This window comes from Weissella confusa (genome assembly GCA_041871065.1).
GTDB classification, from domain to species: Bacteria; Bacillota; Bacilli; order Lactobacillales; family Lactobacillaceae; genus Weissella; species Weissella confusa_A.
In genome coordinates this window covers 224,944-237,216 of sequence record CP168942.1, presented here as the reverse complement: position 1 = coordinate 237,216, position 12,273 = coordinate 224,944, and the positions used below count along the sequence as shown (strand labels likewise).

The following is a 12,273-nucleotide window of genomic DNA, read 5'->3' as shown; positions in this document are numbered from 1 at the left end:
TAGATATATCAACTTAGAATGGTAGATCATCGTCAGAGATATCAACCTCTTGACCACCACCGAAAGGATCATTTGATGGTTGTGAAGGTTGGCTACCGCCAAACACGTTACCATTTGATGATGAAGAACCACCGAATGGGTTTTGTGCTGGTGCAGCATTGAAGCCGCCTTGGTTGCCACCTTGTTGACCACCGCCGAAGTTGTTGCTTGCACCACCGTTTTGTGAACGGCGTTGTTCGCTTTCAGCTCGACTCTCCAACAATGAGAAGTTATCAACGACAACTTCCGTTACATAAACACGTTGACCTTGTTGGTTCTCGTAGTTACGAGTTTGCAAGCGACCTTCAACCGCCACCAATGACCCCTTAGAGGTAAAGTTAGCAAAGTTTTCAGCCGACTTACGCCAGATAACGGCGTTAATAAAGTCGGTCTCACGCTCACCATTAGCGTTAGTAAACTGACGGTTAACAGCTAGTGAGAAAGTTCCGACAGCAGCACCTGAAGTCGTGTAACGCAATTCAACGTCACGCGTCAAGCGACCAACCAGAACAACACGATTAATCATATGGAAAGTCTCCTTTCAATCGGTCTTAATGACCTGCAACTAAGTTAATAAAAAATGTTAGACAATTAAGCTAACAATTACTCAGCTGATGCAAAGTCGCGCTTTACAACCATGTGACGCAAGATATCTTGTGAGATCTTTGCCAAACGATCAAATTCGTTGATGGCTGCGTCATCTTCTGCAGTAAAGTTAACGATGTGGTAAGTACCCTCACGGTAACCTGCAATTTCGTATGCAAAACGACGTGATGACCAGTCCTTAGACTCTGCCACCGTTGCACCGTTGTCCGCCAAGATCTTGTCGAAACGCTCAACCAATGCCTTCTTAGCATCAGCGTCCATGTCAGGGCGAATGATGTACGTCAATTCGTATGCCATAATAACTTCCTCCTTTTGGTCTATGGCCGACTTCCTGCCGGCAAGGAGAGCTGTTGAAATTTAATTCAACATAACTCACAAGAACTAAGTTTACACGCGATACAAACGTTTTGCAAGTGAAATATCCATTACAAATTCACGTCATACCGCGTGTCATACGCTTTCATGTCGATTACACCTGGGGTCTAATCCCATCGATTAATAGCAAAAAAGCACGACTTTCATCGCGCTTAGTTAGCTTACTTAAACAATGCTGTCGTGTAGTTCATGAAGCGTTCCAAATAGAATGGCTCATCAACCGCAACGGCTGCAAAATTATTCTTGTGTGGATCACGCAAACGTGATGGGTCACCAATTGTGCGACCATCTTCAGGCGTAACCATCATGTTCAATGGCAACAACGTCACCAAGTTAGGGTCAACAGCGACACCAACTGCAAGTGGGTCGTGCAAAGCTGCCCCAGCCTTGTTGATATCCAAGTTGTAATAAGCATCAATGTAGTAATCGAAAATGTCAGCGAACACGCGACCCTTATCCGTACCCAAATCACGCCATACTTGTGTTTCCTTCTTCGTCAACAACGTTTGCAACGTGACATCCAAACCAACCATCACAAGGTGCTTGGCATGCTTAAAGACATAGTCAGCTGCTTCTGGGTCTTGGTTGATATTCGCCTCAGTATATGGCGTTACGTTTCCAGGCACAACAAGCGCCCCACCCATCAACGTTACGTTGCCAATCAAGTTTTCGATTTCAGGATCCTTTTGGTAAGCTTCGGCCAAGTTAGTCAAAGGACCAGTTGGGACAATCACCAAATCATCCGCATACTTGTGTGCAGCTTCGATGATGAAGTCAACTGCCGTTTGCTCTTCAACCGAGTGGCTTGGCGTTGGCAATTCAACATCCCCGATACCATTCTTACCGTGGATATCCATTGAAACTTGCATCGTTTCAAAGTTATCAGTCGTTGATGAGTGAGCAGCCCCGATAAAGACTGGCACATCTTCACGTCCCAACAACTCAAGCAACTTCAACGTGTTCTCACCAGCCGTGTTAACTTGCGTGTTACCGAATGATGAAACAACGCCAATCAAATCTGAATCCGGTGTTGCCAAAGCGTATGCCAAGGCCAACGCGTCATCAACACCAGTGTCCAAATCCAAAATCATCTTCTTCTTTGCCATTAGAATATCCCTTCTTTATAGAAAAAGCATTGCCCTAAATTAGTATTAGAACAATGCTTTAAAACTCAAATTCTGTTAGTCGACCGTACGGTGGAAACGGTTCTTGAACAATGGAGATACCGCTTGGTTCTCATTGATACGCTTAATCGCTTCACCAATCAATTCTGCAGTCGTCACTTGCACCAACTTAGGGAACTTCTTCTCTTCAGGCAAGTTAATTGAGTCAGTTACGATAACCTTCTCAAAGACTGAGTTTTGCAAGTTGTCGACAGCTGGACCTGAGAAGACCGCGTGTGTTGCCACAACGTAGACTTCAGCAGCCCCTTCATCCTTCAACTTTTGTGCACCTTGTGAAATAGTTCCACCAGTATCAATCATGTCATCAATCATGATTGCGCGCTTACCCTTAACATCACCGATGATGTTCATGATTTGCGCCACGTTCGCCTTAGGACGACGCTTATCAATAATTGCGATAGGCTCTTGTGAACCCAACAATTCAGCCAATGCACGTGCACGTGTTACACCACCGTGATCAGGTGACACAACAACTGTGTTGTCATCAGCAATACCAGACGTGATTAGGTAGTCCGCCAACAAAGGCGCACCCATCATGTGGTCAACAGGAATGTCAAAGAATCCTTGGATTTGCGCAGCGTGCAAGTCCAAAACCAAGACGCGTGTTGCACCAACCATCTCAAGCATGTTGGCTACCAACTTAGCTGAGATAGGTTCGCGTGAACGAGCCTTACGATCTTGACGGGCGTAGCCATAGTAAGGCATAACCACGTTGATTGACTTTGCACTTGCACGGCGCAAAGCGTCAATCATAATCATCAACTCCATCAAACTATCGTTAACGGGTGCTGACGTTGGTTGGATAACGTAAACGTTATCACCACGTACTGACTCTTCGATGTTGATTTGGATTTCACCGTCACTAAATCGTGCAATGTTAATTTGTGACAATTCCACGCCAATTGAAGCGGCAATCTTTTCCGCCAAAGGCTGATTGCTGCTCAATGAAAAAATCTTCAAATGCGGATCCGCATAAGTCGCCATGTTGTCCTCCATAGACACATCACTGTGTTCCTCAAGTGTTCAATAGTTACATTGTACCGTTTTTTTACATATTCTTCAACGAATACGCCGTGCAGATTTCCGAACACTTTCATATTCTCTTCGAATTTCGTTAACGAAAAAAGCGACGCCACAAACATGGCATCGCTTTCATTAATCATTACTTATTTTCAAAAAAGGCATCCCAAGCAGCCTTGGCACCGCGCTTTGCTGATTCAGTATCATCAAACTTTTCGTGCAATGGCGTACGGTTCCAGAAATCGTACTTCGTCACTTGACGCGTACGAGCAATTCCCATAGCGTGCGTTGGCACGTCATCAGTAATCGTTGAACCGGCAGCAATAAAGGCTTCGCTACCAATGTTCACTGGTCCGACAATCTTAGAGTTTGAACCGATAAAGGCACGGTCGCCAACGTTTGAGTGCCACTTGTGCAAACCATCGTAGTTAACGAAGATTGAACCGGCACCGATGTTAACATCCACGCCAATCGTTGCGTCACCAAGGTATGACAAGTGACCCATCTTTGATCCCTTACCCAAGTGTGCCTTCTTAACTTCAGTAAAGTTACCGGCGTGGGCTTCAACATCCAAGTAAGCAGCTGGACGCAAGTGAGCAAACGGACCAACCGTTGCACGCTCACGAATTTCAGCTTCTTCAAAGTGTGACGCATCGACTTGTGCACCATCAGCCACAATTGAATCAACCAAACGTGAACCCGTCGTAATCAAAACGTTAGACCCAATTTGCGTCTTACCCTTCAAGTAAACGTTAGGCTCAATAACGGTGTCGTTACCAATCGTGACATCAACATCGATGTACGTGTTCGCTGGATCAATCAGCGTTACACCGTTACGCATGTGCATTTCATTGACGCGGTCGCGCAAAACCTTGTTTGCACGGGCCAAAGCAACACGGTCGTTAACACCCATTGATTCGTCAAAGTCATCCATCACAAATGCCCCAACGGTGTGACCTTCGTTACGCAAAATCTCCAACGTATCTGGCAAGTAGTATTCACCTTGCGCATTGTCATTCGTTACTTGCTTCAAGCTGCTGAACAACAATTGGTTATCAAACACGTAAACACCTGTGTTGATTTCGTTTACGGCAGCTTCTTCTGGCGTTGCATCCTTTTGCTCAACGATGCGGACAACATTACCGTTTTCATCACGAATAATGCGACCGTATCCAGTTGGATCAGGTGCGATTGCCGTCAAAACAGTTACTGCGTTACCTGATTGCTCGTGGAAATCAAACAACTTGTTAAACGTATCAACCGTAAACAAAGGCGCATCCCCAGAACCAATCAACGTCATTCCTTCGGCATCGCCAAGTTGTGGCTCAGCCATTTGAATAGCGTGTCCCGTTCCAAGTTGCTCGGCTTGCAACGCAAACTCTGAACGGCCTGCCAAAGCAGCTTCAACGCGCTCAGCTCCGTGACCAACCACCGTAACAATCTTCTCAGCGCCCGCAGCTTGAGACGTTTCCAAAACCATCTCAACCATTGGCTTACCGCCGACTTCGTGTAGCACCTTAGGTAGGTCAGACTTCATACGAGTCCCCTTACCAGCCGCTAAAATAATGACAAAACGTTGCATCTTTCTTTCTCCACAAATAAAACTTTACTCAGCAGAAGTGGCGTCAGCAGGTGATCCACCACCGTAAATTTCTTCAGCGTAGTTTCCAGGCTTTACCTTGATAATACCGTCATCCTTGTTCGTATCAACGTGAACCAAAGACGTGTACTTATCAATAACGCGGTGTTCGACGCGACCTTCAGCCACGACAGCAACACCGACAACTTGACCTTCGAATTCCTTAACCAAAGAAGCCATTCCTCGAATTGTACCACCAGCCTTCATGAAATCGTCGACAATAAGGACACGAGATCCCATTGGCAATGAACGGCGTGACAATTCCATCTTCTCAAGACGTTGTGATTGACCAGTGACGTAGTTAACTGACATCGTTGGTCCTTCAGTAACCTTAGTGTCGTTACGGACAATCACAAATGGCACGTTCAACTTTTCAGCAACAGCTTGCGCAACCGGCACACCCTTCGTTGCAGCCGTCATAACGGCGTCGATTGGCTCGCGCAAGTATTGCGTGGCAATCAAACGACCGATGCGTTGCAAGAACCAAGGTTGTCCCAACAAATCTGACAAGTAAACATAACCACCAGGCAAGACACGCGTCTCGTCATCGATGGCGTTTACCAATGAAGCAACAAATTCTTCCGCTTCAGTTTCAAGCATGTATGGCGTAAAGCGAGCACCACCAGCAGCACCCGGAATCGTCTCCAAAAGACCAATTCCGCGCTCCTGGAAAGTGCGCTTCAAAATCGTCAAGTCTTCAGAAATTGATGACTTGGCGCTTTCGTATAATTCTGCAAATTGTGTCAAAGACACCAACGTACGTGGGCGCTCCAATAAGTAGCGCGTCATATCGACCAAGCGATCACTGCGTCGTGTTTTCATATCTCATTAAACCTCGAACGTTCGGTAATTTTTATTATTATGGATTAATTATAACACGTTCGTTCATGTAAAAACCTGAAAATAGGTTTAAAACCGAAATTACAAAAAAATCACGTGGGTTTTCCACGTGATTTTCGGACGTTCGGCTTTTTGAGTTAACCGTTTAACTAACTATTGCCAAGAAATTGTTCGTTCCTCACCATCAACTCGAGCACCCAAAGCCAATTCGTTAATCTCAGGTTGATCAAATACCGGTAGCATCTCAGCAAACGTATTTGGCAACACATAACGTCCATCGAGTAGCTTTTCACGCGTTGTCCAGAAGATTTCGCCTTCACGACCTGAGTGAATCGTCCCTGAATACTCAGTCGCCTTGTACAAAAAGACGATGTAGCGGGCGCCATTTTCTAGCGGCCATTCTTTAATTCCCATCAATTGTGGGTTCGCGATTTCCAAACCGGTCTCTTCGCGCGCTTCACGAAAGACAGACTGCGTCACCGTCTCCCCGACTTCAACGTGACCACCAGGGAACGTCACGCCCGGCCACTTTGGATTTTTTCGATCCTCAACCAGCACTTCATGGGTCTCTGGATTTTCAATCATAATCATGTTCGTTAACTCAATCGGTGTGTATCGATCTGCCATTACCACTCACTCCTTTTTGTGACAAAAACAGCCCAGCTGACAAACTGCCAACTGAGCTGTTAAAAAATCGTTTTCTAGCGAATTAGCCCTTAAAGACCCATTCGTTGCCATCCTTGGCCAACAAATCATTTGATGCTTCTGGTCCCATTGAACCTGAAACATAGTTAGGGAATTGCTCACGTGTTGCATCCCAAGCTTCTTGGATTGCATCAACGAACTTCCAAGCAATTGCCACACCGTTCCAGTCGGCAAAGTTTGAACCGTTACCGTCCATAGCGTCGTGAATCATGCGCTCATATGGCTCTGGCGTCAACTTCTTGTCTTCGTCTGAAACCGTCCAGTTCAAGTTAACAACACGCGTCAAGAATTCTGACGTCACGTCCTTAGCGTTAATCTTAAACTCGATACCACCCTTTGGATCGATCAAAATTGTCAAAACAGGGTTAGCCAATTCAACGTCACCGCCGAAGATGTTCAAGCCCTTCTTGAAGACAACATCGACACGCGTTGACTTAGCGGCCAAACGCTTTCCTGAACGGATGTAGAATGGCACGCCTTCCCAACGATCCATCTCGAATTGCAACTTACCAGCCACAAACGTGTTGTTTTGTGAGTCTGCTGGCACGTCCATTTCGTCCAAGTACTTCTTTTGTGTACCATCGGCTGACTCACCGTATTGGCCACGTACGAAGTTCTCGGCAACCTCTTCACGGTTGTAAATCTTCAATGAGTTAAAGGCTGCGTTCTTGGCAGCACGGATATCAACGTCCTTAAATGACGCTGGCTTTTCCATGGCCAACCAACCAACGATTTGCATCGTGTGGTTTTGAATCATATCACGCAAAGCACCGGCCGTATCGTAGTAACCGGCACGCTCTTCAACACCCAAAACTTCTGACAAAGTAACTTGGATGTTTTCGATGTAGTCCTTGTTCCATGCAGCGTCAAACAATGGGTTACCAAAGCGGACAGCAGCAATGTTTTGAACCATTTCCTTACCTAGGTAGTGGTCAATACGGAAGATTTGGGCATCTTCAAAGGCCTCTGACAATTCGTTTTGCAACTCTTCGGCAGTACCAAATGATGTTCCAAATGGCTTTTCAATCATCAAACGGTTGTACTCACCGTTTTCAGTAATCAAGCCTTCTGACTTCAAGTACTTAGCAACCGTTCCGAAGAAACGAGGCGCAACTGACATGTAGAAAATACGGTTGCCCTTCAAGCTGTACTTGGCGTCCAATTCGTTGTTCAATTCCAACATAGCAGCATAACCGTTTGCATCAGTAATGTCTTGTTGGATGTAGTAGAAGTGAGAAATGAATTCTTCAGCATTTGCTTGATCTTCAACGAAGTCAGCAATTGATTCGCGAACCATTTCGTGGAACTCTTCAGTCGTCAACTCTTGACGGGCCGTACCGATAACGGCAAAGTGCTCTTGCAAGAAGCCCTTCTTAAACAAGTTATACGTTGATGGGTACAACTTACGCTTAGCCAAGTCTCCAGTTCCACCGAAGAATGTCAACAATGTTGTAATTTCTGCAGGCACGATGAATGCTCCTTTACTCTCAAAAAATCGAAATAATCATTAGTTGTATAAGTTCAAATCAGTAACAGTATCTCACACTCTTACTCAATAACCACATTATAAACTTTTTTACAGCGTTTTGCCACAAAAATGTAAAACGCTTACATTAAAAACTTATGACATACAATTTATATGCTTAACCCTCGGAAAAGTATCGCGTTGCAGCGATTGCGTTATGCCATCCGTTCAAAAGGGCGTCGCGACGTTCGACCGGCAAGGCAACATCGAAATGACGGCCACGTTGAATGTATTGTGCGAGGTCTGATAGGTTCTGCCAGTAGCCTACTGCCAAGCCAGCTAAGAACGCAGCGCCAAGTGGCGTTGTGTCCTCATCAATTGAACGCTCAATTTCGATGTTCGCGATGTCGGCTTGGAATTGCATCAAGTACGGATTACGTGAAACCGTTCCATCCGCCTTCATCTTCACGACATCGTACTTAGATTCGGCCTTCATAATCGCCAAAATATCAGCCGTTTGATAAGCGATTGATTGCAATGTCGCCTTCACAAAGTCAGCCTTATCCGTCCCACGCGTCATACCGAACACCGCTCCACGAGCTTGTGGATCCCAGTAAGGTGCACCCAATCCGTTAAAGGCCGGCACAACATAAACTTCATCGTTGTTTTGTGACTTTTCGGCCAACTGCCACGCATCCAATTGTGTTTCGATCAATCCCAAACGGTCATGCAACCATTGCACAGCTGACCCCGCTGAGAAAATCGATCCTTCCAATGCGTAGGTTGGTTCATCCCCAACTTGATAAGCAATTGTCGTTACCAATTGGTTTTGTGACGCAACCGGCTCCTTACCAGTGTTCATCAACAAGAAAGCACCGGCCCCGTACGTGTTTTTAATCGTACCTGGCTCAAGTGCTAGTTGCCCAACCAATGACGCGTTTTGGTCACCGATAACACTGGCAACTGGCACCCGACCACCAAAGAATTGCATCGGATTCGTCTGCGCAATCACTTCACTGCTGGTATGAACCGTTGGTAACATGCTTGCTGGAATGTTGAATAACTGCAATAGTTCTTCATCCCACGCTTGTGTGTGAATGTTATAAAGCATCGTTCGTGAGGCATTACTTGCATCTGTCGCATGCGTTTCCCCATCTGTTAATTGCCAGAGTAGCCACGTATCTACCGTTCCAAAAACAAGTTCCCCCGCTTCAGCTCGTTCTTGTGCCCCGGCAACGTGGTCTAGAATCCAACGAATCTTAGTCGCTGAGAAGTAAGCACTGATTGGCAATCCCGTTTTCTCACGAATCATCTCAGCATGCCCGGCATTATTGAGCGCATCCGCAATTGATTGTGATTGTGTTGATGACCAACTAATCGCGTTGTAAATCGGTTGGCCCGTTTGGCGGTCCCAGATAATCGTTGTTTCACGTTGGTTCGCAATCCCAATTGCCTTGACCTCATCACCACGAATGCCAGCATTAATCAACGCATCTGCAATGGCTGTTTGCGCCGTACGCCAAATGTCCATCGGACGTTGTTCCAACCAACCAGTGTGTGGGACGATTGGTGTCATTTGCACCGCTGTTGATGTCACGCGACGCGCATTGTGATTGAAAATAACTGCACGTGTCCCCGTCGTTCCCTGATCAATCGCTAAAATGTATTCAGGTCGTGTAATGGCCATAAGCTTTCCCCAATTTTTTCGTTTAAAATAAATTCATCCTCTCTTAGTATATCAACTCGCGAGAATGTGCTACACTTTTTTGCATAAACTATACAATTTAGGCATGATTTGAACATGCCAGATGGAGGATTTATGTCAATCTCGTCAGCGGATGGCGAAGTGCTCAAACCGAAGCACGTAGAAATTAAGGCCCCAATTCTTTACATAACAACCCTCTTCCAGTCAACTGGTGCATCGCTAATTTGGCCTATCGCCACGTTATACATGCACAATGTGTTGCACGAGACGATGACCATGGCCGGCTTAGTCGTCATGGGACTATCAATCATGATGATGATTGGTAGCTGGGTTGGTGGACACCTATTTGATAAATGGAGTCCCTTCAAATCAATCGCCAGTGCCGTTGCCCTTGCAACAACGATGTTGGCCTTGCTAACGTTCTGGCACTCATGGCCGGTATTCGCAGTCTTTATGCTAATACTCGGTTTCGCCGATGGTATCATCTACACATTGTTAAATTCATACGCTGCTACAATTCAGTCATTGGATTCACGTCGTGTGTTTAACATGCAGTACCTGTTTATGAATGTCGGTGTCGTGGTTGGAACCGCAATTGTTGGTTTCCTATTCAATCATGGGGTGCAATACGTCTTCGGTGGCGCAACCATCATGTATGCGATTTTCTTCGTGTTAGTGCTACGTCACTTCAACGTGAAGGGCATGACCGCACAAGCCTCAAAGGAAGCTGCCAAGGCCGCCAAGAGCAACTTCAAGACACCGGTTTTGATTTATGCCTTGCTTGGTTTGGCATTCTCCCTTTATATGGGATACATTCTGTGGGAGACCGTCGTGGCAACGCACATGACCGACCTCGGCATGACGACACAAGACTATTCATTCCTATGGACATTGAATGGTATCGTCATCATTGTTGGACAAGGTTTACTGGATCGCATCATTGAAAAGTTGCCATTCCGACTAACCGTGCTTGGCGGAACCGCCTTATTCGCGATTTCATTCATCTTCTTGATGGGTGCCAAGACGTATCCAATGTTCATCTTCACCTTTATGATTTTGACCATCGGTGAGATGTTCGCAAGTCCACAGATGCCAGCTTGGATTGACGATATCAGTGATCCAAATGCTAAGGGGCGCTCACAAGGTATGATGACCATGGCGATTTCGCTTGGTCGTGCCGTTGGACCGCTATACGGTGGTTTGATGATTGACGGCGGTTCATACAAGGCCTTGTTCGGGTCAATGTTTGGTATCATGATGCTTTTCGTCATCTTCACCTTCATCCTCGACCGTGCCTTCCGCGCCCGCAAGCGTCGTTTAAATAATTAACTTTTGACAGCATCTCAATTTCGGTTGAGGTGCTTTTTTGTACAAAAAATAACCGCCACACATCTGCGACGGTTATTAGTTGCTCTGGCTTTTATAGCTTTTAGGAGCATCGTTAATTCAATTGATTCACAGCCAGAATGTCCCCTCTCACGTGGGACATTATTCTGCTGTGACTATCTTACAAACTCTTGAAATCGAAGACCATACGTCCCGTGATTTGGTTGTTGTGCATTGCCTCAATAACATCGTTAATGTCACGTACATCTGCACGCGTCACGATTGGCTTAACCTTGCCTTCAGCACCGAATTGGAAGGCTTCCTTCAAGTCTTCACGCGTTCCAACCAATGAACCCTTCACTTCGATACCATCCAACACAGTCTTCACAACGTTCAATTGCATGTCACCCTTTGGCAAAGCAACAGCAACCAACTTACCCATCGGACGTAGTGAGGCGATTGATTGGTCAAAGGCTTGCGTGTTAACGGCCGTAACTTGGGCATTGTGTACACCACCAACCTTTTCTTGGATGATAGCTGGTACGTCTTCCGTCTTACGGTTGATCAACAACTCAGCACCCATCTTTTCAGCAGCGGCCAACTTGTCTGGGTTTCCATCAACGGCAACAACGTGAGCGCCGAAGACGTTGTGGGCGTATTGAATAGCCAAGTTTCCTAGACCACCAGCACCAACAACTGAAACCCATTGACCAGGCTTCGTCTCACCAACCTTCAATGACTTGTACATCGTGACACCGGCACAAGTGATTGATGAGGCTTCCATTGGGTCCAAACCTTCTGGTACCTTAACGGCATACTTAGCATTTACAACAACTTGTTGGGCCATGGCACCGTCAACTGAGAAACCAGCGTTACGAACCTTGCGGCAGAACGTTTCGTTTCCAGTGTTGCAGTACTCACAGTTTCCACATGCATCGTAGAACCAAGCGATTGAAACACGATCACCAAGCTTCAAGTAGTCTGAAGCGCCTTCCCCAAGCTTCGTGACAATTCCAACTCCTTCGTGCCCAATAACACGGCGGAATGGACGTGGGTTAATCTCGTTTGGGTTACCAAAGTCACCCGCGGCAACGTGCAAATCCGTGTGGCAAAGACCACTATATTCAACGTCAACCAAGGCTTCCCCAAAGCCCAAAGCGCGTGGCTCCCAATCATCAATCAAGTCTACAAATCCGTCTAGGTTCTCACGTACGACAGCTGCTTTCATTTCAATAATCTCCTCAAAATCGCAAATTGTTACTTACTTCACAAGTTATATTGTAAAATGTTTCACAATGTTATGCAAGCGCTTTCTTTGATAAAAATAAGAAATGGGACAACAAAAAACGCGTCCTCCCAAATGGCGGAC

Annotated in this window: 11 protein-coding genes; 1 reads left to right on the top strand and 10 read right to left on the bottom strand. The window is 46.1% G+C overall.

The window, feature by feature from the left end; all coding sequences use genetic code 11:
• Positions 1-13: 13 nt before the first annotated feature.
• The 9 genes from ssb to glpK form a co-directional block, all read right to left on the bottom strand.
• Complete coding sequence (gene ssb, locus ACAW68_00910) at positions 14-565, bottom strand: single-stranded DNA-binding protein (GenBank protein XGA16166.1); 552 nt, start codon at positions 563-565, stop codon at positions 14-16.
• Between the two features lie 77 nt (positions 566-642).
• Positions 643-942 carry a 30S ribosomal protein S6 gene (rpsF, locus tag ACAW68_00905; protein ID XGA16165.1) on the bottom strand — a complete coding sequence of 100 codons (300 nt, stop codon included), beginning with the start codon at positions 940-942 and terminating at the stop codon, positions 643-645.
• 239 nt (positions 943-1,181) lie between these two features.
• The gene (locus ACAW68_00900) at positions 1,182-2,126 is read right to left on the bottom strand and encodes a nucleoside hydrolase (protein ID XGA16164.1); all 945 of its coding nucleotides are present in this window, start codon (positions 2,124-2,126) and stop codon (positions 1,182-1,184) included.
• A 75-nt stretch (positions 2,127-2,201) separates the two neighbouring features.
• The gene (locus ACAW68_00895) at positions 2,202-3,188 is read right to left on the bottom strand and encodes a ribose-phosphate diphosphokinase (protein XGA16163.1); all 987 of its coding nucleotides are present in this window, start codon (positions 3,186-3,188) and stop codon (positions 2,202-2,204) included.
• A 178-nt stretch (positions 3,189-3,366) separates the two neighbouring features.
• Positions 3,367-4,806 carry a bifunctional UDP-N-acetylglucosamine diphosphorylase/glucosamine-1-phosphate N-acetyltransferase GlmU gene (gene glmU / locus ACAW68_00890; protein XGA16162.1) on the bottom strand — a complete coding sequence of 480 codons (1,440 nt, stop codon included), beginning with the start codon at positions 4,804-4,806 and terminating at the stop codon, positions 3,367-3,369.
• 24 nt (positions 4,807-4,830) lie between these two features.
• Entirely contained in the window at positions 4,831-5,685 is an 855-nt protein-coding gene (gene purR / locus ACAW68_00885) for a pur operon repressor (protein ID XGA16161.1), read from the bottom strand.
• A gap of 171 nt (positions 5,686-5,856) precedes the next feature.
• Positions 5,857-6,330 carry an 8-oxo-dGTP diphosphatase gene (locus ACAW68_00880; GenBank protein ID XGA16160.1) on the bottom strand — a complete coding sequence of 158 codons (474 nt, stop codon included), beginning with the start codon at positions 6,328-6,330 and terminating at the stop codon, positions 5,857-5,859.
• An 82-nt stretch (positions 6,331-6,412) separates the two neighbouring features.
• Entirely contained in the window at positions 6,413-7,876 is a 1,464-nt protein-coding gene (zwf, locus tag ACAW68_00875; protein XGA16159.1) for a glucose-6-phosphate dehydrogenase, read from the bottom strand.
• 175 nt (positions 7,877-8,051) lie between these two features.
• Positions 8,052-9,560, bottom strand: coding sequence for a glycerol kinase GlpK (gene glpK / locus ACAW68_00870; GenBank protein XGA16158.1), 1,509 nt, complete (start codon positions 9,558-9,560; stop codon positions 8,052-8,054).
• Between the two features lie 132 nt (positions 9,561-9,692).
• Between glpK and ACAW68_00865 the strand changes: the two genes are divergently transcribed.
• Positions 9,693-10,907: an MDR family MFS transporter gene (locus ACAW68_00865; protein XGA16157.1), complete on the top strand. Its 1,215-nt coding sequence runs from the start codon at positions 9,693-9,695 to the stop codon at positions 10,905-10,907.
• 178 nt (positions 10,908-11,085) lie between these two features.
• On the opposite strand, the gene adhP is transcribed toward ACAW68_00865, so the two are convergent.
• Entirely contained in the window at positions 11,086-12,132 is a 1,047-nt protein-coding gene (gene adhP, locus ACAW68_00860) for an alcohol dehydrogenase AdhP (GenBank protein ID XGA16156.1), read from the bottom strand.
• Between the last annotated feature and the right edge of the window lie 141 nt (positions 12,133-12,273).